This window comes from Cupriavidus sp. MP-37 (genome assembly GCF_020618415.1).
Classification (GTDB): Bacteria; Pseudomonadota; Gammaproteobacteria; order Burkholderiales; family Burkholderiaceae; genus Cupriavidus.
Genome location: NZ_CP085345.1, coordinates 2,146,584 through 2,167,528 on the forward strand (window position 1 = coordinate 2,146,584; position 20,945 = coordinate 2,167,528).

The following is a 20,945-nucleotide window of genomic DNA, read 5'->3' on the forward strand; positions in this document are numbered from 1 at the left end:
TTTCAGGCCTTTCGGCAAGCCGACGCCCCGGCGCGCTTTGCCGCCGGGCCGCCGTCGGCTGATGCCGGGACGGGCACCAGGTTCTATCCCAGCGGACAAAGCGTGACCGCCGATGGCGGGTGGACTTCTCTTGGCTGTGGTATGCTGCAACGCAACAATAAGGCATAGGAGGAGATTCCGTCATACAGGAGTCCTCATGACCAAGAGCCTTGCTGCTGACTGGCATGCGCGCATGCGGCGTCTGAGCCGCGTGCAGGCCCGCACGGAAGCCCAGGTGAAGTCCTGGCTCCGGAGCATGGATTCGCTGAATCCGCTGACGCCGACGCGCCTGCCCGACCCGCCCCGGCCCGCCCGGCCCGCGCGCCCGTCGGTCGAGCCCGGCGCCCTGCGCGGCACCTGGCAGGCGCACCGGTTGCGCCTGGCGCCCATGCCGGGCGAGCTGGTGCCGCAACTGTCCTATCACCTCTACATCCCGTCGAAGGCCCATCGCGGCCCGCTACCGGTAGTGGTAGTGCTGCACGGCTGTCGCCAGACGCCGGATGACCTGGCCGCGGGTACGCGCCTGAATGCCCTGGCCGAACGCGAGGGCTTTATCGTCGCCTACCCGCAACAGCCATTGCGCCGCCAGGTGCAGCGCTGCTGGCAGTGGTTCGACCTCGGCGCGGCCGACGGCGGACGCGAGGCGCAGGCGGTGGCCGCGCTGGTCGACGCACTGGCGGCGCGCCATGACGTGCGCGAACGCGAGATCTACCTGGCTGGCATGTCCGCCGGCGCGGCCATGGCCGCGGTGGTGGCGCTGCGCTACCCGGACAAGGTGGCGGCTGTGGCGCTCCATTCCGGCGTGGTCATCGGCGCGGCCAGCAACCCGCGCGCCGGCTTGCGCGCGATGCAGGCCGGCTCCGAGGCCGAGCCGGCGTGGCTGCTCGATGCCGCCGGCGTAACGCCGGGCGGCCCCGAGATGCCCGCGCTGGTGATTCACGGGCTGGCCGATGAAGCGGTGCATCCGGTCAACGGCCGCCTGCTGGCGCGGCAGTTCCTGGCCTACAACGGCCTGGAAGACCGCCTCGCCGGCCGCCCCGCGCGCTTCGAGCCCGAAAGCAATGTCCCGGGCCGGTCGCATGAATACCGCTTCGGCCGCTGGCACCGCGACCTGGTGACGCTGGTCGAGGTGGAGGGCCTGGGCCACGCCTGGAGCGGCGGCGACGACCGCTACAACTACCACAGCGAGATCGGGCCGGATGCGAGCAGGATGATGTGGCAGTTTTTCCGGCAGCACCGGCGCTAGGGCGAGGCTGCTGGCCCCCCTTCGGATACGGACGACCACATGCCGCGCCGCTTCTGACTTCCGTCAGGACGGCGTGCCGGCATCCACGGCCGGCACGATCACCGCGATGGCGTCGCGGACCAGCGCATCGAGCTCCGCGTTGTCCGGACGTATACCGGTGGCCAGCGTACGGTGCATCACGCTGGCCAGCACCATGCCATGGAATAGCCGGGCAGCGACCTCGGGGTTGGCGGACAGGCGGGTGCCCTTGGCCTGGTGTGCGGCAAGAAAGGCCGCGATATAGGCACAGGTCGCCCCCGGCCCGCGCGTGTACCATGCATTGCCCAGCGTGGGGAAACGCCGCGATTCCGCCAGGATCAGCCGCAGGAAGGCAAGGTGGCGCTCATCCAGCAATGACTGCAGGAAGCTGTGCGCGATCCTGCCGAGCCCCTGCGCCGCGTCGCAGCGCGACAAGTCCAGGCTTTTCTCGGTCTTTTCCAGGAAGCGGTCGCACAGCCGCTCCACCACCGCCACAAACAACCCGTCCTTGCCGCCGAAGTAACTGTAGACATTGGTCTTGGAGCCGCCGCACGCCTTGATGATGTCGTCCAGGCTGACGCCGTCGTAGCCGTGCTCGAGAAACATGTCGGCCGCGGTGCTCAGAATCAGGGCGCGTTTTTCTTCACCGCGGCGGGTCATGCGCTGGGGCGGCCGGGGAGGGAGGGCGTCGGGAATGCTCGAGGGTAATGCCATCGGGTGGACAGGTAGCAATGGACGGGCGTCGGTGCCCTGCGCAGTCTACCAAAAGGCCGCACAGGCCCAGCGCTGGCGGTCAAGCACCCTTCGCCTTCAAAAAAACTGAAGGAGTTCATCTGATAAATTGAATACCGTACAGTACGGTTTAACTATAGTTTCCCCACGAGCGGCGCGCTATGTCCGTCCGCATTTCACTTCCAGTTTGGCACAGGAGCAAGTGATGAAAAAGGCAATGATCGGCGCCATGGTGATGTTGGTGATTGGAATCGAGGCACAGGCGGCGACGCGTAACCGGGACGCTTACACGGACGGCGCACATACCGTTGAGGCGCTGCAGCGCTCGCAAGCCGGCAGGCTGGTCGACGAGCAGTTCCGCAAGGTTGCCATTCGCAAGCCGGATCCCTTTGTGGATGGCGCCGTGCGGCAGGGGGATGACCCCTTTGCCGACGGAGTACTCGCCAGCATGGGCAGTGCCGACGCCTTCTCGCAGGGCGCGTGAGCGCCCTTGCCGCGCACATGCGCGGCAAGGGCTGTGCGCTGGCGCCAGGATCCGGGTTTACCGAACTTGTACCGCCCAGCGCGCCCACCTAAAATTATTCGTATATCGCATTTGATTGCGCCTAGCGCAAAATATGGAGACAACGTGACGGACGCACAACCCTCCCGGGCCGCGGGGCAGACCGCCATCGCGCAAGTGGATATCCACGGCGTGACGGTACATGGCAAGGACCTGAGCGAGGCCCTGATCGGCAAGACCGGCTTCACCGCTTATTTCCTGTTCCTGCTGACCGGCCGTGAGCCGGACGCAAAACTGGTGGCGGCCACCGATGCCTGCCTGGTGGCCATCGCGGAACATGGCCTGGTGCCCTCGGTGCAGGCGGCGCGCATGACGCTGGCAGCCGCGCCCGATGCCTTGCAGGGCGCCGTCGCTGCTGGTGTGCTGGGCTGCGGTTCGGTGATCCTGGGCGCATCCGAGACCGCGGGACAGATGCTGGTTGACGTGCTGGCGGGGCGCGAAGGTCGGTCGCTCGCCGAGAGCGCGAACGCGGTGGTGGCGACGGTGCGCCAGGCGCGCAAGCCGCTGCCCGGCTTCGGCCATCCCACGCACAAGCAGGGCGATCCACGCGCGCACCGGCTGCTGGCGGTCGCACGCGAGCTGGGCATTGCCGGCGAGCACGTCGCCGCGCTGGAAGCGGTCGCCGCCGCGGTGCCGGAGCATTTCAGCAAGCCCCTGCCGCTCAATGTTTCGGGCGCGATCCCGGCGGTGCTGCTGGACGCCGGCTATCCTGCCACCGCGCTCAAGGGTGTGCCCCTGCTGGCGCGCGTCGCCAGCCTGATCGCCCACCTGCAGGAGGAACGCCGGCAGCCCATCGGCTTTATCCTGGCCAATGCCGCCGAACAGGCCATCACCCACAGCGCCACGCCGGCGCAGGCGTCATGAGCGCGCCGGCCACCCACACCGGCGCTGACCCGATGGCGCCGCTCGACGTGCTTCGGCAATACCCGGCGCATGACTTCACGCTGACCGGCTTTCTGGCGGCCCGCGCGGCCGCGCATCCGGACAAGCCCGCCTTGCTGTTCGAAGGCGAGACCTGGAGCTATCGGCAGCTTGAGGCGCGCATCGTGCGCACCGCCGGCTGGCTGGCGCAAGCCATGCACGTGCGCCCCGGCGACCGCGTCGGCGTGCTGTCCACCAATCATCCGTCCACGGTCGTGCTGATGTTCGCGCTGGCGCGCATCGGCGCCACCATGGTTCCGGCCAATCCGGAATACCGGCTGGATGAAGCACTCTATGTCTTCCGGCACGCGCAGATATGCGGGCTGGTGTGCGCGCCGGCCACGCTGGAAACCGGTGCGGCCATCGCCAAAACGCTGGGCGGCAACGTATGGCTGCGTGCCAACGAGCCCGGCGACCACGGCGTACCGACGCTCGAGCAATCGATGCTGGCCGATGGCGCGCAACTTGCCGGCGAGTCCGCGGACAGCCGGGACACCGCGCTGATCATCTACACCTCCGGCACCACCGGCTTTCCCAAAGGCGCGATGCATAGTCATCGCGGCTATGTGCTGACGGCCGAGGCCTTCGTGGGCCGGCTGCACTTGCAGCCCGACGAGCGTGTGATGTGCGTGATGCCGCTGTTTCACATCAACGCGCTGATGTACTCGGTCGGCGGCGCCCTGGCCTGCGGCGGCTGCCTGGTGCTGCTGCGCAGGTTCTCGGCGTCGTCGTTCTGGCGTTTCGCGGCCGAGACCGCTGCGACGGAAGTCAATCTGGTGGCTGCGGCCGGCAGCATCCTGGCCAGGCGTCCGCGCGAGGAGTTCGTGCCGGGCCATCGCATCACCAAGATGTTCATTGCGCCGCAGACGCAGGAGATGGTGCGCGTGATGAAGCAGGAGTTTCACGTGCCGCGCCTGATCGAATGCTATGGCATGACGGAGATTCCGGGCGTGATCGCCAACCCGTTCAACGGTCCGCACAAGCTCGGCACGATGGGGCTGATCTCGCCGCACCCGGACCCCGAAGTGCCGGTGCCGCAGGCCCGCATCGTCGATGACGAAGGCAATGACGTGGCGCCGGGCGGCGAGGGAGAACTGCTGATCCGCACGCCTACGCTGATGCAAGGCTATTACCGCGATGCCGAGCAGACGGCGGCCGCGTTCCGCGACGGCTGGTTCGCCACCGGCGATCTGGTGCGGCAGGACGATGACGGCTACTACGTCTTTGTTGCGCGCAAGAAGGATGTGATCCGGCGCAAGGGCGAAAACGTCTCCGGCGCCGAGCTCGATCGCATCTTCGGCGAGCACCCGGCCGTCGAGGAGGCCGCAGCCATCGGCGTGCCGGCAGAGCTGGGCGAGGAAGAAATCCTGCTGGCGGTGCAGTTCCGCTCCGGCCAGTCGGCCGGTGCTGCCGAACTGCTTGCCTGGGCACGCGGCCGCGTGGCCGCGCACAAGCTGCCGCGCTATATCGTCACCGTGGATGCCATCCCGCACACACCCACCCACAAGCCCGCCAAGCACAAGCTGAAGGCGGACCAGACACTGCTGGCGCGCGCGGTCGACCTGTCCGCCGCCGGCCAATGAACCAGAACAACGGAGACAACCATGAGCACTCAGGACAACTACACCCTTCAGCGCGCGCTGGCCGCCATGTGCGCCGGGGCGCCCGGTTCGGATGAAAAGCTGCAGGCGCAGTTCGGCGTGGCACTGCGGCATTTCCACGCCATGCTGGACGAGCTCCGGCTGACCGATGACCAGCTCTATGGCATTGCCGCCTGGCTGGGCAGGGTCGCCGCGCAGGATGAGCTGATCATGCTGTGCGACATGATGGGGCTGACCATGCGCGCGCTGGACCTGGCGCGTACCGACGAGCAGGCCACGCCGCAGAACGTGACCGGCCCGTTCCCCAAGGACCAGGTGCCCGAAGGCAGCAACCCCTGCCACCTGGCGACGGACGAGGAACCCGGGCAGCGGCTGGAAGTGCGCGGGCGCGTGCGGGACGCGCGCACCGGCCAGCCGGTGCCGGGCGCGACGCTGATCGTGTGGCAGCCCAACCAGTTCGGCCGTTACGAGAACGAAGACGACTCCCAGTCCGAAGACAACCTGCGCGGCAAGCTGCGCTGCGATGCCGAAGGTGGTTTCCAGATCTTCACCGTGCGTCCGGGCGGCTACATCATCGGGCGCGAGGATACCGAGGTCGGCGTGCTGATGAAGCGCCTGGGCCGCAACCGCCAGCGCGCGCCGCATATCCACTACCGCGTGATGCAGCCGGGATACCGCACGCTGACCTGCCAGCTCTACTTCAAGGGCGATCCCGCCAATCCGGTCGACTGCATTTTCTCGACCATCGATGACCATATCGTCGAGGCCATGCCCCATCCGGAGCGCGACGGGCACCAGTTGGTGACGCTGGACGTGGTGATTGAGCCTGAAGCGGCAGCCTGAACGATGTGCGCGGCTCAGTAGGCCGCCGTGATGGAGTGTGCCAGCGCGGGCGCGCGCCGGATCGCGTCCTCGATGGCCGCCGCCGCTTCGCGCAGCGCCGGCAGACGCGTGGCAACCAGCTCCTCGGGGCTGGCGCGCTCGGTCTCGGTGGAGCAGTTGATGGCGGCGATCACGCGCCGCTGGGGATCGCGCACGGGCACGGCGATCGACAGCACGCCGAGTTCGAGCTGGCCGTTCTGGATTGCATAGCCCTGTTCGAGCGTGCGTGCCAGCGCGGCGCGCAGCGAATCCGCGTCGCTGAGCGTCATCGGCGTGAATTTCTGGAACGGCGCGCGGTCCAGGACCTTTTTCTGCTGCGGCTTGGTCGCATGCGCCAGCAAGGCCAGGCCGAGCGAGGTGCAATGGACCGGCAGCCGGTAGCCGACCGAGGCGCGGAACGCGATGCGGCGCTGGCTGGGCACATGCGCCAGGTAGACCACGCTGTCGCCGTCGAGGACGGCGAACGAGACTGAATCGCGGAAGCGCTCGGCCACTTCCTGCAGGAAGGGCTGGACGATGTCGCGCAGGTTCATCGAACTGAGGAAGGCGGCGCCCAGCGACAGCACCTTGGGCAGCAGCACGAAGCGCCGCCCGTTGGCGCCGATGTAGCCCAGCGCCTGCAGCGTCAGCAGCGCGCGGCGCGCGCTGGCGGGCGTCATGCCGGTGGCCTGGGCCACCTCGCTCAGCGTCATTTCAGGCATGGCGTCGGTAAATGCCTGGATCACCGCCAGCCCGCGCGCCAGCGCCGCGACGTAATCGCGGTGGCCTTCTTCGAGCTTGGGCGGGGCGTCCTGGCCGGCGGGGGCGGTGGCAGGGTCGGGCGAATCAGCGGCAGAGGTCATGCGTGCATTTTAGCCGCAACGGCCGGGCCGGAACAAAGGGGACGGCGGCAAGGCCGGCGTCCGGGAGACAGATCCACATGAGACTCGATCCTACCTCGTTGCGCCTCTTTGTCTGCGTGACCGAAGAGGGCTCCATCGCCGCCACGGCGGAGCGTACGCACCTGGCCGCGGCCGCGGTCAGCAAGCGCATCAGCGAGCTGGAGCAAGGGCTGGGCACGCCCCTGCTCCGGCGCAGCAACAAGGGCGTGGAGCCGACCACGGCGGGACTCGAGCTGGTCCATCTTGCGCGCGGCGTGCTGAACGACCTCGACGACATCGTCGTTCGCATGCGCGATTACGGCGGCGGCCTGCGCGGGCAGGTCAGGGTGTTCGCCAACATCTCCGCCATCACGCAGTTCCTGCCGGCGCAGCTCAAGTCGTTCCTGGCGGACTACCCGCGTGTCGACGTGCATCTCGATGAGCGGATTTCCACCGCCATCGTGCGTGCCGTGGCCGAGAACGCCGCCGACATAGGCATCTTCACGGCGGGCGCCTTCGGCGCCGAACTGGAGACCTTTCCTTACCGGTGCGACGAGCTGGTGGTGGTCGTGCCCCGCGGGCATCCGCTGGCGGCGCAGCAGGGCGTGACGATCCGCGAAATGCTGGACCATGACCTGATCAGCCTGCATGCCGGCAGCCAGATCCATCTGCAGCTGGTGAGGGCGGCCAGCGAGGCGGGCCGCGCGTTCAAGCCGCGCATCCATGTGCCGGGCTACGACGCGCTGTGCCTGATGGTGCAGGCGGGGCTGGGGCTGGGGATCCTGCCGCGGTCCAGCGCGGCGCCTTACCAGGACACGCTCGGCATCCGTGCCGTCCGCCTGGACGAGCCCTGGGCCGCGCGCCAGCTGGTGATCGGCGTGCGCGCCTACGACAGCCTGTCGGCCGTGGCACGGCTGCTGGTCGACCGCTTGCGCGAGGCGGCATAGCGCAGGCATTGCCGCCATCGCGTCACGCGATGGCGGGCTCGCCAATGACTGCTTTACCGGCCGCGCCAGTTCTTCCAATCTTGCATGGCAGTCACCGTATCTGGACAGGAGCAGCAAACCGTCATGGTCAACGAAGCGAACAAGGAAAAGATGCCGCTGCAGGGCGTGCGCGTGGTGGAGCTGGGATCGCTGATCGCCGGCCCGTATGCCGGCGGCCTGCTGGCGCAGTTCGGCGCCGAGGTGGTGAAGATCGAGTCGCCCGGCGAAGGCGATCCGTTGCGCAAATGGCGCAAGCTGTATGAGGGCACCTCGCTGTGGTGGTACAGCCAGAGCCGCAACAAGAAGTCCATGACGCTGGACCTGCGCAGCTCGCAAGGGCAGGAGATCGTGCGCAAGCTGGTGGCCGACGCCGACATCGTGATCGAGAACTTCCGCCCCGGCACGCTCGAGAAATGGGGCCTCGGCTGGGAGGACCTGCGCCAGGTGAATCCGGCGCTGATCATGGTGCGCATCTCCGGGTACGGCCAGACCGGTCCGTACAAGGACCGTCCCGGCTTTGCCGCAATCGCCGAATCGATGGGCGGGCTGCGCTACGTCAGCGGCTATCCCGACCGGCCGCCGGTGCGCTCCGGCGTCAGCATCGGCGACACGCTGGCCTCGCTGTACGGCGTGATCGGCGCGCTGCTGGCGATGCATCACCTGCGCAACAACAACGGCGAAGGGCAATATGTGGACGTGGCGCTGTACGAATCGGTGTTTGCGGTGATGGAAAGCCTGGTGCCCGAGTTCACCAAGTTCGGCCATGTGCGGGAGCGCTCCGGCGCCAGCTTGCCGGGCATCTCGCCGTCCAACACCTATCCCTGCAAGGACGGGCAGTATGTGATCATCGCCGGCAACGGCGATGCGATCTTCCGGCGCTTCATGACAGCGATCGGGCGCGATGACCTGGGCCAGGATCCGCGGCTGGCGCACAACGACGGGCGAGTGCAGCACAACGCCATGCTTGATGACGCCATCGCTGCGTGGACCACCGCGCACGAACTCGACACCGTGCTGGCGACGCTGGAAGCCGCAGCGGTGCCGTGTGGGCGCATCTACACCGCCGAGGATATCTGCGGCGATCGCCACTATCGCGCACGCGACATGATCGAGTCGCACCAGCTGCCGGACGGCTCGCCGCTGGCGCTGTCCGGCATCGTGCCCAGGCTCAGCGCAACGCCTGGACGCACCAACTGGATCGGCCCGGCACTGGGCGAGCACACCGAAGAAATCCTGGCGGGCATCGGCATTGCCGGCGCCGAATTCCGCGCGCTGCGCGAGGCCGGCGTGGTTTGAGCCCGCAGCGCCATACCCAAGGCAAGCAAGAGGAAACAATCATGTGGCTTCCCCAGGCCCCGCGGCGCGTCCGCATCAATGAAGTGTCCGTGCGCGATGGCTTCCAGATCGAGCCGGAATTCGTCCCCACCGAACAGAAGATCGCGCTGATCGACCGGCTGTCGGAAACCGGGCTCGCGCGGATCGAGATCACCTCGTTCGTCTCGCCCAGGGCCATTCCAAACCTGCGCGATGCCGAGGCGGTGGCCAAGCGCATCCGGCGCCATCCGGAGGTGGTCTATACCGCGCTGGTACCGAACGCGCGCGGCTGCGAACGCGCGCTCGAGTGCGGCCTGGACGAGATCAACCTCGTCATGTCGGCCAGCGAGACGCACAACCTGGCCAATATGCGCATGACCTGCGAACAGTCGCTGGCGCAATTCCGCGACGTGATGCAGCTGGCGCGCAGCGGCGGCCTCGCCGTCAGCGGCTGCGTGGCCACCGCATTCGGCTGCCCGTTCGAGGGCGCGGTGGCGCCCGAGCGCGTGCAGTGGGCGGCGGGCCGTTACCTGGAGCTGGGCATGGACAGCATCACGCTGGCCGATACCACCGGCATGGCAGATCCGCGGCAGGTGAGCGAGCTGGTCGAGGCGTTCCGCGGCTGGTTCCCGGGCGTACCGCTGACCCTGCATTTCCACAATACGCGCGGCATGGGGCTGGCCAACGTGCTGGCCGGGCTGGCCGCGGGCGTGGACAGTTTCGATGCCTCGCTGGGCGGGCTGGGCGGCTGCCCGTTCGCACCGGGCGCCACCGGCAACATCTGCACCGAAGACCTGGTGCACATGCTCGAGTCGGCCGGCATCGACACCGGCGTCGACCTGGACCGGCTGCTGGGCGCGGCGCGCGACCTGCCGGCGCTGGTCGGACACGATATTTCCGGGCAGGTGGTGAAGGCCGGCAAGCGCACCGAGCTGCATCCGGTGCCGGAGTGGGTGGGCGCGCGCTAGCACAGACACAGGGAGACCCGATATGACCGAATCCAACCGTCCCGCCAGCCTGCTCGACAAGCTCTGGGCCAGCCACGTGATCCACCAGGAGGCCGACGGCCCGGCGCTGATCTATATCGACCGGCACCTGGTCAACGAGGTCACCAGCCCGCAAGCCTTCGAAGGCCTGCGCCTGAACGGGCGCAAGGTGTGGCGCGCGGCCTCGGTGCTGGCCACTGCCGACCATAACGTGCCCACCACCGCGCGCAGCCAGGGCATTGCCGATCCGGTGAGCCGCGAGCAGGTCGAAGCGCTGGACCGCAATTGCGAGGCCAATGGCATCGTCAATTTCGGCATGGACGATCCCCGCCAGGGCATCCTGCATGTGGTCGGACCGGAGCGCGGCGCGACCTTGCCGGGCATGGCCATTGCCTGCGGCGATTCGCATACCTCCACGCATGGTGCGTTCGCAGCCTTCGCGTTCGGCATCGGCACATCGGAAGTCGAGCAGGTGCTGGCGGCGCAATGCCTGTGGATGAAGAAACCGAAGTCGATGCTGGTCCGCGTCGAGGGCGAACTCGGGAAGGGGGTGGCCGCCAAGGACATTGCGCTGGCGCTGATCGGTCGCATCGGCACTGCCGGCGCGACCGGCCATGTGATCGAGTTTGCCGGCAGCACCATTCGCGCGCTCAGCATGGAAGCGCGCATGACCGTATGCAACATGGCCATCGAGGCCGGCGCCCGCACCGGCATGGTGGCGGTGGACGAGACCACGCTGGCGTACCTGAACGGCCGTCCGCAGGCGCCGCAAGGCCGTGTGTGGGACGCCGCGACCGAACTCTGGCGCACGCTGCGCAGCGATGCGGGCGCAACCTTCGACACGGTGGTGGAGCTGGACGCCGCCACCATCCGCCCGCACGTCACCTGGGGCACCTCGCCGGAAATGGTGGTGCCCATCGGCGCGCGCATTCCCGATCCGCGTGACGAGCGCGACCCGGTGCGGCGCAAGAGCATTGAGCAGGCGCTGCGCTACATGGACCTGCTGCCCAACACGCCAATCGAGGCGGTGGCGCTGGACAAGGTCTTTATCGGTTCGTGCACCAACGCGCGCATCGAAGACCTGCGGGCCGCGGCAGAGGTGGTGCGCGGGCGGCATATCTCGCCGCGCATCAGGCAGGCGCTGGTGGTGCCCGGCTCGGGACTGGTGAAGTCGCAGGCCGAGGCCGAGGGGCTGGACCAGGTCTTCATTGCGGCCGGCTTTGAATGGCGCGAGCCGGGTTGCTCGATGTGCCTGGGCATGAACGACGACCGGCTCGCCCCGGGCGAGCGCTGCGCCTCCACCTCCAACCGGAACTTCGAAGGCAGGCAGGGGCCCGGCGGACGCACCCACCTGGTGAGCCCGCAGATGGCGGCCGCCGCGGCCGTGGCCGGGCATTTTATCGATGTCCGCTCGCTGTAACGCACCGGAGCAAACCGAATCATGAAAGCCTTTACCACGCTGGACGGGCTGGTGGCGCCGCTGGACCGCGCCAATGTCGACACCGACGCGATCCTGCCCAAGCAGTTCCTGAAATCGATCCGGCGCAGCGGCTTCGGGCCCTACCTGTTCGATGAATGGCGCTACCTCGATCACGGCGAGCCCGGCCAGGACTGCAGCGCGCGGCCGCTGAACCCGGACTTCGTGCTGAACCAGCCGCGTTACCGCGGCGCCTCGATCCTGCTGGCGCGCGAGAACTTCGGCTGCGGCTCCTCGCGCGAGCATGCGCCATGGGCGCTGGAAGACTTCGGCCTGCGCGCGCTGATTGCGCCCAGCTTTGCCGACATCTTCTACAACAACTGCCTGAAGAACGGCCTGCTGCCGATCGTGGCGGCGCCGGAGGTGGTGGACCGCCTGTTCGACGAGGTCGCGGCAACGCCGGCCTACCGGCTGCACGTGGACCTGGCGGCGCAGCAGGTCGTGACGCCAGCAGGGGAGGTCATCCATTTCACGCTGGACCCGTTCAAGCAGCACTGCCTGCTCAACGGGCTGGACGATATTGCCCTGGCGCTGCGCCATGCCGCACAGATACAGGAATACGAACAGGCGCGGCGGCAACGCGAACCCTGGTTGTTCAACTGAACGGGAAACCGGCCAAACGAGCCGGAATGCCCTGAAAACGATGAATGGAGACACGATGTACCGGACTACTCAGACCCTTCGCGCGCTGCGTGCCGCGGCGTTCGGCCTTGCCTGCGTGGCTGGCACGGGCGCCGCAATGGCCCAGGCCTATCCCGCGCAGCCGATCCGCATGGTGGTGCCGTATGCGCCCGGCGGCACCACCGACATCATCGCCAGGCAACTGGCGCAGCGCATGTCGGAAAAGCTCGGCCAGCCGGTGGTGGTGGAAAACAAGAGCGGCGCCAACACCGTGATCGGTGCCGACGCGGTGGCCAAGGCGCAGCCGGACGGCTACACGCTGTTGCTGACCAATGACGCCACCTTCGTGCTCAACCCGGTGGTGCTGCCCTCGGTGTCGTACAACGTCACGCGCGACTTTGCGCCGGTGGCGACGATCGGCTACGTGCCGCTGGTATTGGCCGTATCCGGCAGCCTGCCCGTGGAAAGCGTCAAGGACCTGGCCGCCTACGCCAAGGCCCGCCCGCAGGCGCATAGCTACGGCTCGTTCGGCAGCGGCAGCCAGCCGCACCTGATGGGCGCGCTGTTCAACAAGCTGGCGGGCACCGACCTGGTTCACGTGCCTTACAAGGGATCGGCGCCTGCCGTGGCCGATGTCGTCGGCGGGCAGATCCTGATGACGTTCCCGGCGCTGCCGACCATCCAGAGCTTTGTTGCCGCGAAGAAGCTCAAGGTGCTGGCCGTCAGCGGCGACAAGCGCACGCGCGCGCTGCCGCAGGTGCCCACCTTCGACGAGGCCGGCTACAAGGAGATGAATATCTCCGCCGTCTACGGCCTGCTGGCGCCGGCCAAGGTGCCGCGCGCGGTGGTGGAAAAGCTCAACGCCACCGTCCGCGACATCCTCGACGACAAGGACTTCGTGGAGAAGAACTTTGCCGCGCAGGGCATGGTGCCGATGAAGTTCAGTCCCGAGCAGTTCGCGCGCTATATCGAAACGCAGACCCAGCAGACGCGCAAGATCGTCGCGCTGGCGGGCGTCAAGGTCGAGTAGCAGCCGCATCCGCCCGGTTGCGACAAAGCGCCGCCGCAGCCGGGCGTAACGAATTCACCTGGTTTCACCACGAACGATGCCGACACCGGGCAGGGTGCCGGCCGCATGGAGAAGGAAAGGACATGGAAGACGTGAAGGATGGCGGCACCGGGCAATCGCCGCGGATCGGCTGGATCGGGATCGGTGCCATGGGCCGCCCGATGTGTCTGAACCTGATCAAGGCGGGACATGTCCTGACGGTGTTCGACAGGGTGCCCACGCAGTGCGAGGCGGTGGTCGCGGCGGGCGCCCGTACCGCGCGGTCCGTGCAGGAGCTGGTAGCGCAGTCCGATGTGGTGTTCTCGACCATCTTCGACGACGCCGGCCTGCGCGCGCTGTTCCTGTCCGACGGCGGTGCCGGTGACGCGGCCAGTGCGGGCCAGATCTTTGTCGACATGAGCACGGTGTCCCCGCAAGCCTCGGCCGAGGTGGCCGCGGCGTTGGCCCAGCGCGGCGCCAGCTGGCTGCGGGCGCCGGTGTCGGGCACGGTGTCGCTGGCCGCCAGCGCGCAGCTGAGTTGCTTCGTGTCAGGGCCGCGTCAGGCCTTCGACGCGGTGCAGCCGCTGCTGGCCCGCCTGTCCGCGCGCCAGTCTTATGTCGGCGCTGCAGATGAGGCGCGGGTGATCAAGCTGATGATCAACATGATGGTGTTCATGAGCACCGCGGTGATCGGCGAGGGGCTGGCTTTCGGCGCGCGCGCGGGGCTGGACCGCGCGCTGATGATCGACGCGATCAACGACAGCATCGTCGGCAGTCCGCACTACCGCACCAAGGCTGACAAGCTCAAGCAGCGGGAGTACGGCGCGGTCGGGCCGATCTCGCTGGTGGTGAAGGACCTGGACATGGCTTTGGACGTGGCACGCGACAACGTGGTCCCGCTGCCGATCTCGTCGCTGGTACGCCAGTACCTGGCGATGATGCAGCACCGCGACCTCGGTCATCTCGATATTGCTGCGCTGGCCGATGTGCCGGCGTGGACCGGTGCGCCGGGCGGCACCGATGCACCAATCAATGCCAACTGAAGGGGCCTGCGCGAGCACGCGTCGTAGCCCGATTCATATAAAGAGGATGGAGACATGAAACGCAAGCAAACTACCCGGGCGCGGCACGGCGCCCTGTGCGCCGCGATGGCGGCGCTGCCCCTGGTGCTGGCGTCGCCGCCGGCGCTGGCCCAGGCCAGGTCCGCTGCGGAACCGGTGCGCATCGGCGGCCTGTTCTCAACCACCGGCGGCCTGGCGGCCGTGGGGCAGGCCGAGCGTGAAGGCGCGCTGCTGGCGCAGAAGGTCATCAATGCCCGCGGCGGCATCAACGGACGGCCGCTGGAGATGATGGTCGAGGACGACGGCTCCAGCCCGGATTCGGCGGTGGCCAAGGCCAACGCGCTGCTGCATACCCACAAGGTGCGCGCCATCATCGGCCCGTCCGGCATTGCGCAGACGGTGGCCATCGGCGGCATCACCCAGGCGCAGAAGGTGCCGCTGTTCGCCTTTTCGGGGCTGGGGCCGGCAGTGGAGCGGGAGCGCACTTGCGTGTTCCACCTGACGCCATCGCAGGAACTGAATGCGCGCGCGGTGCTGGCCTATGCACGCGACAACGGCCTCAAGCGCGTCGGCGTGCTGCATGACTCGGGCTACGGGCAGGTGGTGTGGAGCAGCATGAAGACGCTGGACCGCCAGTACGGTGTCAGCTTTGTGCAGGTGGAGAAGTTCGAGATCGCGGCGACGGACGTGACCACCCAGGCGGCGAAGCTCAAGGCCGCGGCACCGGATGCCATCGTTGTCATCTCCACCTCGCCGGCACCCTTCCGCAACGTGCGCCAGCTGAAGATCGGCGCGCCGATCATCGCGGTGCACGGCACCGCCACCTACGAGACCGTCAAGGGCATGGGCGAGGCCGCCGACAACATCATCCATCCGGAGTTCATCGTCTCCGAAGATCCGCTGCCCGCGCAGAAGGAGTTTGTCGAGGCTTACCGCAAGGAATACGGCAAGTTGCCCAAGCATTTCGCCGCCGTGGGCTGGGATGCGGTGATGGCGCTGGCCAATGGCCTGAAGACCGCGGGCGCGGACGCCGCCGGCGACAAGCTCTGCGGCGCCCTGCGCCGGCCTTACCAGGGCGTCACCACCGGCTACGACTTCGCCGCGCCCGACATGGGCGGCATGACGCTGGCCGGCTTTACCTACTCGAAGCTGCAGAAGGGCCAGTTCGTGCGGCTGGACTACAAGCCCCGGCCGTAGCCGGCGGCGGTCGCGGAAAAGGATCCGGCTATGTCTGACACCCTCATTTTCCAGGCGGTCCTGTCGGGGATCACCAATGGCTTCGTCTACGCGCTGATCGGCGTGGGCATGGCCATCATCTTCAAGGGCACCCGCATCGTCAATGCCATGCAGGGCGAGTTCGCGGTCATCGGCGCGCTGGTTGCCGTGTTTGCGCTCAACGCGCTGGGCTTGCCATATCCCGCGGCGATTGCCGGCGGCATCGTCGCCGGCGCTGCCAGCGGGCTGCTCATCGACGTGCTGTTCGTCCGGCCGATGATGCGCCGCGGCGCCGGCGAAGAGAGCTTCCTGCTGCTGACCATCGGCCTGGCGTTCGCGCTGTCGGCCGCGGCGCTGTACTTCGGCGGCCGCGATTCGCACCTGCTGCCGGCCATCGGCGGCGAAGGCGTGGTCGAGTTGCTGGGCGCGACCGCGCCGATGCATGCGCTGGCGCTGGTGGGGATCTCGGTGCTGCTGGTGCTGGCGTTGCGCCTGTTCTATACGAAGACCCTCGTAGGCCTGGCCATGACCGCGGCGTCGCTCGACCCGGACGGGGCTACCACCACCGGCATCAGCGTGCGGCGCATGCGCACGCTGACCTTTCTGCTCGGCGGCGGCTTCGGCGCGGTGGCGGGGGTGCTGGTGACACCGCTGCTGTCGATGAACTACCAGATGGGCATCGGCCTCACGCTGAAGGGCTTTGCCGCGGCCATCCTCGGCGGACTGGGCAATCCGCTGGGCGCGGTGGCGGGGGGACTGCTGCTGGGGCTGACCGAGTCGCTCGCGGTGGTGGGCTTCCCGTCGGGCTATCGCGACGTGGTCGCGCTGTCGATCCTGGTCGTCATCATGATTCTGCTTCCCAACGGCGTGCTGGGCCGGGCGGGACGCAAGGGAGGATAAGCATGAATATGTCATCGAATGCCGCGCGCGTGCTGCTGTTGGCCGTGGTGGTGTGGGCGCTGGCCGGGCAACTGCTGTCGCGGCACTACATCGACCTGCTCAACTTCGCCGCCATCCTTGCCGTGGGCGGCCTGGGCGTGGGCCTGCTGCTCGGCCAGTGCGGCATCGTCAACCTGGCACAGGCCGCGTTCTACGGCATCGGCGCCTATGCCTCGGCATACTGCACCACGGCGCTTGGCTGGCCGGCGCTGGCCGGTGCCGCAGCCGGCCTGCTGGTCAGCGCGGCGCTGGCCGCCGCGATCGGCGTGCCGGTGCTGCGCCTGGGCGGCTTTTTCCTGGCGCTGGCGACGCTGGCGGTGGGGAGCATCGCCAATGTGCTGTTCTTCGAGTGGGACTGGCTCACGGGCGGCACGCTGGGCATCGGCGGCATCCCCAAGCTGTCGCTGTTCGGCTTTGCGCTGGACACGCCGGAGCGCTATTACTACTTCGCCTGGCCGCTGGTGGCGCTGCTGCTGTGGCTGGTGGACAACCTCGTCAAGGGCCGGCCGGGCCTTGCGATGCGGGCCATGCGCGATGCCGCGCCGGCCGCGCAGGTGCTCGGCATCGACATGCACCGGCTGAAGACCACGATGTTCGTGGCCTCGGCCATGCTCGGCTCGCTGGCCGGGACTTTGTTCGCCCACTATGTCTCGTTCGTCAGCGTGCAGAGCTTCACGGTCGAGCGCTCGATCGTGTTCCTGCTGGTGCCGGTGGCCGCCGGGGCGCGATCCACCTATGGCGTGGTGCTGGGCGCGTTGTTCGTGTCGCTGGTGCCGGAACTGTTGAGCGGCCTGGGAGATTTCCACCAGGTGCTGTTCGGCGCGGTGCTGGTGCTGGTGGTCACGCTGATGCCAGGAGGGATCACGGGTGGCATCGCCGGCATGCTCAGGCGCATGGAGACCCGCGCGCATGCCCGCGTGCTGAAGGAGGCGCGATGAATACCGCCGTCGCTGATTTCAGCACCCGCGCCGAGGGCGCGGCCAGCGCGCAGGCGCTGCTGCGGGTCGAAGCGATCGCGCACAGCTTTGGCGGGCTGGACGTGCTGCGCAACGTCGCGTTCGAAGTGCCAGCTGGCCGTATCGTCGGCCTGATCGGGCCAAACGGCAGTGGCAAGACTACCTGCTTCAACATCATCTCGGGATTCTTGCGTCCCAGGGGCGGCAAGGTTCTGCTGGCGGGCCGGGACATCACCGCAGACACCGTGCAGCAGCGCAGCCGCGCCGGGCTGGTGCGCACCTTCCAGACGCCGCAGGTGTTCGAGCACATGACGGTGCTGGAGAACCTGATGGCCGGCTGCCACAAGGCCACGCGCAGCGGCGTGTGGCACGCGATGCTGCGCTCGCCGCTGTCGCGCCGCGAGCTGCAGGGGATGCATGAGGCGGCGCTGGCGTGCGCGCGGAAGTTCGGCCTGGAAAGCCTTCTGCAGCACCAGGCCGGCACGCTGCCGGCGGGCCAGCGGCGCATTGTCGAGCTGGCGCGCGCGTGCATCGGCGAACCGGGCCTGCTGTTGCTGGACGAACCGTCGTCGGGGCTGAACAGCGAAGAGATCGAACTGCTGCGCGCATGGATCCTGCGGCTGAACCGCGAAGGCATGACCATCCTGCTGGTGTCGCATGACATGGGTCTGATGACGATCTGCGACACCGCCCACGTCCTGTATTACGGCGAGATCATTGCCAGCGGCACGCTGGAACAGGTGCAGGCGGACCCGCGCGTGCGCGAAGCTTATCTGGGAGTGTGACCATGCTGAAAGTAAAAGGCCTGCGCGCCGAATACGGCGCCGTGCCCGTACTGCACGACATCGATATCGAAGTCGGGCCCGGCGAAGCAGTGGCCATCGTCGGGGCCAACGGCGCGGGCAAGACCGCGCTGGTGCGCACGCTGTCGGGGTTGTTGCGGCCGATGGCGGGCAGCATCGTCAAGGAAGGCGTTGAGATTGGCCACGTGCCGGGGCATCGGCGCTTCGAGCATGGCATTGCCGTCGTGCTGGAGAACCGCAACCTGTTCGGCGAACTGTCGGTGCGCGACAACCTGCGGCTTGCCGAGCATGCGGGCAGGCGCGCCCGCGGCGGCGCGCTGCGCTTCACCCATGACGAAGTCTGCAAGTTGTTCCCGCTGCTGCGGGAGCGTGGCGACACCCAGGTTGGCCTGCTCTCGGGCGGCCAGCAGCAGATGGTGGCGATCGCGCGGGCGCTGCTGCTGCAGCCCGACCTGCTGATCATGGACGAGCTGACCACCGGCCTCGCCCCGCGCATCGTCAAGGAAATCCTTGCCGTGCTGAACCAGCTGCGCGAACGCGGCCTGAGCATCGTTCTGGTGGAGCAGAGCGTGGCCATTGCCGCGGAGATGACGGATCGCGCCTATGTGCTGTCGGTGGGGCGCGTGATCCACGAAGTCCGGCGCGGGGAGTGGCAGGCCCTGCTGAACGACAAGACGCTGGTGAAGGCGTACTTGCATGGTTGAGGAAACGGACATGAGCCATCCGGCAACGATTGCCAGGGGATACACGCAAGATCTCGCTGCGCTCAGGCAGGCGGACGCCTCGCGATACCGCGCGATGCTCGCAGGTGATATCGCCGCGCTGGAAAAGCTGCTTGCCGATGAGCTGTCCTATACCCACTCGTCGGCATTGCAAGAGGGCAAGCAGGCATACCTGGCATCGCTGCGCAGCGGGCGGGTGCGCTACCTGCAGGCGTCGGTGCAGGACGTGGGCCAGGAGATCTACGACGACATCGCCGTGATGCAGGGAAAGGCCCTGCTGATCGCGATCGTCGATGGGGTGGAGCGGACGCTGGACAACCGCTTTCTCAGCGTATGGAAGCGGCAGGACGGCGCGTGGCAGATGGTGGCGTGGGCCTCGACGCCAATCCCGCCTGCGCCTTAGCCGGGAATTTCAACTGCCATAACAATAAAGGTGGGGAGACACACGTGAATTTGAGCAAGTTCCTGGCCGGGACGGCACTGTCAGTACCGCTGGCAGCCGCAGCGCAGTCGGTCACGCTGTATGGCGTGTTTGACACCGGCGTAGAGTATGTCAACAACGTCGGCCCATCCAAGGATGGCGTGGCGCGCGTGCCGGTGCTGACGGGCACGGTGCCGTCGCGCTGGGGCCTGCGCGGCAGTGAAGACCTGGGCGGCGGCCTGAAGAGCGTGTTCGTGCTGGAATCAGGCTTTGCGCCGGATTCCGGGCAGGCCAACCAGGGCGGTCGGCTGTTCGGGCGCCAGGCGTTCGTGGGCCTGTCAGGCAACTGGGGGCAGGTGGCGCTGGGGCGGCAGTACACCATGCTGTTCTGGGCCAATCTGGATACGGACATTCTCGGGCCAAACATCTATGGCTCGGCTTCGCTTGACAGTTATATCCCGAACTCACGCGCCGACAATGCGGTCTCGTACAAGGGCACCTTCGGCGGCCTGACGGTGGGCGCAACCTACAGTTTCGGGCGCGACGCCGTCAATGCCGGACCGAGTCCGGCGGGGACCAATTGCGCCGGCGAGAATCCTGCGGACCGTAATGCCTGTCGGGAGTGGTCCGCACTGGTGATGTATGAAACCAAGTGGTGGGGCGTGTCGGCCAGCTACGATTCATTGCGCGGCGGGCCCGGCGCCTTTGCCGGCCTGACCAGCAGCGGCCTCTCAGACGACCGCCTGTCGCTCGGCGGCTATATGCTGCTGTCGCGCACCAAGCTTGGCCTGGGCGTGATCCGCCGCGACAACGAGGCCAGCCCGACGCCGCGCTCCGACCTTTGGTACGGCGGTATAGCCTACGACATCACGCCGGCTCTGACGCTGGCCGGACAGGTCTACTACCTGCGCTACCACCACAGCGACAACAAGGCGATGCTGTATGCGCTGCGCGGATCGTACGCCTTCAGCAAGCGCACCTCGGTGTATGCCACCGCCGGGTTTATCGACAACGGCGGCCAGTTGGCGATGTCTGTCAGCGCCGGCCAGGCTGGTTCGAACCCGCCGCCGGGGGCGAACCAGTTCGGCACCATGATTGGCATCAAGCACGTGTTCTGACGCCCACCGGCGCCGGACTCTCAGATGGAGGATGGGAGATGTACTTCATCATTCATTGCCTGGACCATGCCGATGCCTTGCCGCGCCGGCTGGAGAGCTACGATGCGCACCGCGCCTATCTGGACGCGGCCGCGGTGCAGTGCGTAGTATGCGGGCCGTTGATGTCTGAGGATGGCGAACAGATGATCGGCAGCCTGTTCCTGGTGCGTGCGCAGGACAAGCAGCAAGTCGTTGACTTCAACCGGGGCGATCCGTTTCACCAGGCAGGAGTGTGGCAGCACGTGCATATCCATCCTTTCGTGATGCGGGTCGATAACCGCGACCCGGCGTGAACGCGCATGGTGTTTCTGCTGGAGAAACGCCGTGTTCGCGATTTGCCGTCTTACCGTGGCGTGTGCCGGATGCTAGCCTTGGCAG

22 protein-coding genes are annotated in these 20,945 nt (G+C 67.5%); 20 read left to right on the forward strand and 2 right to left on the reverse strand.

Annotation, left to right across the window (positions count from 1 at the left end; genetic code table 11):
* Positions 1–196: 196 nt before the first annotated feature.
* Complete coding sequence (locus LIN44_RS26005; RefSeq protein WP_227315116.1) at positions 197–1,285, forward strand: PHB depolymerase family esterase; 1,089 nt, start codon at positions 197–199, stop codon at positions 1,283–1,285.
* 63 nt (positions 1,286–1,348) lie between these two features.
* On the opposite strand, the gene LIN44_RS26010 is transcribed toward LIN44_RS26005, so the two are convergent.
* On the reverse strand, positions 1,349–1,963 hold the full coding sequence (locus tag LIN44_RS26010) for a TetR/AcrR family transcriptional regulator (RefSeq protein ID WP_227315117.1): 615 nt from the start codon (positions 1,961–1,963) through the stop codon (positions 1,349–1,351).
* 277 nt (positions 1,964–2,240) lie between these two features.
* Between LIN44_RS26010 and LIN44_RS26015 the strand changes: the two genes are divergently transcribed.
* From LIN44_RS26015 to LIN44_RS26030, 4 genes are all read left to right on the forward strand, one after another.
* Positions 2,241–2,519: a hypothetical protein gene (locus LIN44_RS26015; protein ID WP_227315118.1), complete on the forward strand. Its 279-nt coding sequence runs from the start codon at positions 2,241–2,243 to the stop codon at positions 2,517–2,519.
* A 144-nt stretch (positions 2,520–2,663) separates the two neighbouring features.
* The gene (locus LIN44_RS26020) at positions 2,664–3,461 is read left to right on the forward strand and encodes a citryl-CoA lyase (RefSeq protein ID WP_227315119.1); all 798 of its coding nucleotides are present in this window, start codon (positions 2,664–2,666) and stop codon (positions 3,459–3,461) included.
* Complete coding sequence (locus tag LIN44_RS26025) at positions 3,458–5,101, forward strand: class I adenylate-forming enzyme family protein (RefSeq protein ID WP_227315120.1); 1,644 nt, start codon at positions 3,458–3,460, stop codon at positions 5,099–5,101. The genes LIN44_RS26020 and LIN44_RS26025 overlap by 4 nt, the downstream gene beginning before the upstream one ends.
* A 21-nt stretch (positions 5,102–5,122) precedes the next feature.
* Positions 5,123–5,962 (forward strand): dioxygenase, encoded by an 840-nt coding sequence (locus LIN44_RS26030; RefSeq protein WP_227315121.1) that lies wholly within the window; start codon positions 5,123–5,125, stop codon positions 5,960–5,962.
* Between the two features lie 14 nt (positions 5,963–5,976).
* Here the strand turns inward: LIN44_RS26030 and LIN44_RS26035 are convergent, their stop codons facing one another.
* A complete protein-coding gene (locus LIN44_RS26035; RefSeq protein ID WP_227315122.1) occupies positions 5,977–6,843 on the reverse strand; it encodes an IclR family transcriptional regulator C-terminal domain-containing protein in 867 nt (288 codons plus the stop codon).
* A gap of 77 nt (positions 6,844–6,920) precedes the next feature.
* Between LIN44_RS26035 and LIN44_RS26040 the strand changes: the two genes are divergently transcribed.
* From LIN44_RS26040 to LIN44_RS26110, 15 genes are all read left to right on the forward strand, one after another.
* Positions 6,921–7,808 carry a LysR family transcriptional regulator gene (locus LIN44_RS26040; RefSeq protein WP_227315123.1) on the forward strand — a complete coding sequence of 296 codons (888 nt, stop codon included), beginning with the start codon at positions 6,921–6,923 and terminating at the stop codon, positions 7,806–7,808.
* A gap of 123 nt (positions 7,809–7,931) precedes the next feature.
* Positions 7,932–9,143 (forward strand): CaiB/BaiF CoA-transferase family protein, encoded by a 1,212-nt coding sequence (locus LIN44_RS26045; protein ID WP_227315124.1) that lies wholly within the window; start codon positions 7,932–7,934, stop codon positions 9,141–9,143.
* Between the two features lie 41 nt (positions 9,144–9,184).
* Positions 9,185–10,129 (forward strand): hydroxymethylglutaryl-CoA lyase, encoded by a 945-nt coding sequence (locus LIN44_RS26050; protein WP_227315125.1) that lies wholly within the window; start codon positions 9,185–9,187, stop codon positions 10,127–10,129.
* 22 nt (positions 10,130–10,151) lie between these two features.
* Positions 10,152–11,567, forward strand: coding sequence for a 3-isopropylmalate dehydratase large subunit (leuC, locus tag LIN44_RS26055; protein WP_227315126.1), 1,416 nt, complete (start codon positions 10,152–10,154; stop codon positions 11,565–11,567).
* 21 nt (positions 11,568–11,588) lie between these two features.
* A complete protein-coding gene (leuD, locus tag LIN44_RS26060) occupies positions 11,589–12,227 on the forward strand; it encodes a 3-isopropylmalate dehydratase small subunit (protein ID WP_227315127.1) in 639 nt (212 codons plus the stop codon).
* A gap of 55 nt (positions 12,228–12,282) precedes the next feature.
* Entirely contained in the window at positions 12,283–13,275 is a 993-nt protein-coding gene (locus tag LIN44_RS26065; RefSeq protein WP_227315128.1) for a tripartite tricarboxylate transporter substrate binding protein, read from the forward strand.
* Positions 13,276–13,397: 122 nt separating this feature from the next.
* Complete coding sequence (locus LIN44_RS26070; protein ID WP_227315129.1) at positions 13,398–14,336, forward strand: NAD(P)-dependent oxidoreductase; 939 nt, start codon at positions 13,398–13,400, stop codon at positions 14,334–14,336.
* A gap of 54 nt (positions 14,337–14,390) precedes the next feature.
* On the forward strand, positions 14,391–15,551 hold the full coding sequence (locus LIN44_RS26075) for an ABC transporter substrate-binding protein (protein WP_227315130.1): 1,161 nt from the start codon (positions 14,391–14,393) through the stop codon (positions 15,549–15,551).
* Between the two features lie 30 nt (positions 15,552–15,581).
* A complete protein-coding gene (locus tag LIN44_RS26080) occupies positions 15,582–16,469 on the forward strand; it encodes a branched-chain amino acid ABC transporter permease (protein ID WP_227315131.1) in 888 nt (295 codons plus the stop codon).
* Between the two features lie 2 nt (positions 16,470–16,471).
* A complete protein-coding gene (locus LIN44_RS26085; RefSeq protein ID WP_227315132.1) occupies positions 16,472–17,446 on the forward strand; it encodes a branched-chain amino acid ABC transporter permease in 975 nt (324 codons plus the stop codon).
* Positions 17,443–18,249, forward strand: coding sequence for an ABC transporter ATP-binding protein (locus LIN44_RS26090; RefSeq protein ID WP_227315133.1), 807 nt, complete (start codon positions 17,443–17,445; stop codon positions 18,247–18,249). The genes LIN44_RS26085 and LIN44_RS26090 overlap by 4 nt, the downstream gene beginning before the upstream one ends.
* A 2-nt stretch (positions 18,250–18,251) precedes the next feature.
* Complete coding sequence (locus tag LIN44_RS26095; RefSeq protein ID WP_227315134.1) at positions 18,252–18,971, forward strand: ABC transporter ATP-binding protein; 720 nt, start codon at positions 18,252–18,254, stop codon at positions 18,969–18,971.
* Between the two features lie 10 nt (positions 18,972–18,981).
* Positions 18,982–19,392 (forward strand): nuclear transport factor 2 family protein, encoded by a 411-nt coding sequence (locus LIN44_RS26100; protein WP_227315135.1) that lies wholly within the window; start codon positions 18,982–18,984, stop codon positions 19,390–19,392.
* A gap of 44 nt (positions 19,393–19,436) precedes the next feature.
* Positions 19,437–20,528, forward strand: coding sequence for a porin (locus LIN44_RS26105; RefSeq protein WP_227315136.1), 1,092 nt, complete (start codon positions 19,437–19,439; stop codon positions 20,526–20,528).
* Between the two features lie 38 nt (positions 20,529–20,566).
* Positions 20,567–20,860: a YciI family protein gene (locus LIN44_RS26110; protein WP_227315137.1), complete on the forward strand. Its 294-nt coding sequence runs from the start codon at positions 20,567–20,569 to the stop codon at positions 20,858–20,860.
* The last annotated feature ends 85 nt before the right edge of the window (positions 20,861–20,945 follow it).